At 58.0% G+C, this 1,556-nt stretch carries 1 protein-coding gene; it reads right to left on the bottom strand.

Features of this window, described 5'->3' with window-relative positions; genetic code table 11:
- Window positions 1–594: 594 nt before the first annotated feature.
- Window positions 595–1,556, bottom strand: a 962-nt coding sequence (locus tag AWB74_RS44420) for a hypothetical protein (RefSeq protein WP_235024962.1), incomplete at its 5' end; no start/stop codon positions are given.

Genomic DNA, 1,556 nt, shown 5'->3' with positions numbered 1-1,556 from the left:
CCTCAATTCGATGGGCGTTTCCCTTCTCCATGCGGGTCAAATTGCCACCAGTTCGCAATGCCGATTTAATCGGTCATCGGTAAGCCAGTCCAAACTCACGATCAGGACAAGATTCGACCAGGAAGTTTCAGAATGAAAAACGCGTCACCCCCAACCCTTGACGTGCTTCTTATCATCCGTTCAGCGTCGACTGCGCCCCTTGCCAACGGAGCTATTTTCGACGCGCTAGAACGACAGGGTATCGACGTTCACCGCGCAGACGTGACGCGAGAAGGTATGACCATCTTGTGCAAAGGAGACGTCAAGACGCTACGCCTGTGCGCAGAGCAGCTTGCGTCGTTGTCTTTCGTGGACGGCGTTTCGATGGAGCGGTGCAACGACAGGGGTGCATGAGGGACGGCGTCGCGCCTTGGGCAAGCAGTGCCGCAGGGTGTCCGCCGTTCGCCAAAGTGACGCACGAAGGAACTTGGCGCAGAAGGCAATGACGGACCCCGGCCCATGGCTGCAACGTCTGCCGCAGGCACTCGAACACGCGCGTGAAGTGCCAATTAGTCCGTTAGGAGCCGCGGGTCGCCGTGTACGGGCCGAAATCTGCTAGAAGCGACCGCTCATTTCTAGCGCCCATGCATCCGGGGGCGCAGTTTCACAACGCTCGGCGCCATACTGAGAACACAGCTGCAGTAAGCCGGGTATGCTGGCTGCCGGCATAGTGACAAACCAGTTTCTCATAGGGCGCTGGACGCCTTCGTCAGATAATGCGTCGTAGGGGTAAGCGATAGTTTTCAACTTCACCGCGAGCCTTTCCACTGCGCATCTCAAAACAAGGGAACGCTCGCTCGAAGGATGCAGTCGGCATAGAGCCTTCATCACCCGGTTTCGCTCGGTCGCTAGACGCGCCGAAACCAAGAGCATCTGCTGGAAAACGAAGTACAGAGGCGCCCGTGAATCCTCTGGGATTCGGGTCAGAAGCGGAAGGAGCGTTGGACTGGTGCCGGTCAGGTTCGCCGCGCCGACCATCACACAGGCCAGGCGCGCCCATTCACGCTTTGAAAGACCGCGCCCTGCGCCCTGCGCGTTTCCCGACGCCAACTGGATGACATCTCGGTAGCCCCTGGCTCCCTTGGCTCGATTTGCTTTGACACACATCACCATCAGGTTGCCCGGCGCGTACGCTCCATCATTGTTGATCCTGTCGACCGACCAGTCGCTTTCGGACAAGGCAGCATGCGTCATGACGATCAATGTGATCGGACACTTCGCACAGTCGATTCTTCTGAGGTAGGCAGGTGTCACTTCGAGGTCGAGAATTCGGCGGCGTCGAAATGCGTTCAGCCGAAGTTGCAACCATTTCGAGACGAAGCGATCGGGTAGGTGTTGCGGAACGCGAAAGTGCTCACGTCCGGCACGGTATCCAGCCAGTACACTTTGTTCGCTGGATGCGGCGTCCAATACGCGGCCATATCGAGCGAAATCCCAACCGATGTCAAACCCGGTCTTCGCAACGTCGACAGCTCGCATTACGTTGGCCCCCGGCAATAGATTCGCCCAAAAACATG

The organism is Caballeronia arvi, from assembly GCF_001544695.2.
Classification (GTDB): Bacteria; Pseudomonadota; Gammaproteobacteria; order Burkholderiales; family Burkholderiaceae; genus Caballeronia; species Caballeronia arvi.
The sequence above is the reverse complement of the archived record's forward strand: the minus strand, read 5'-3'. Positions and strand labels throughout refer to the sequence as shown.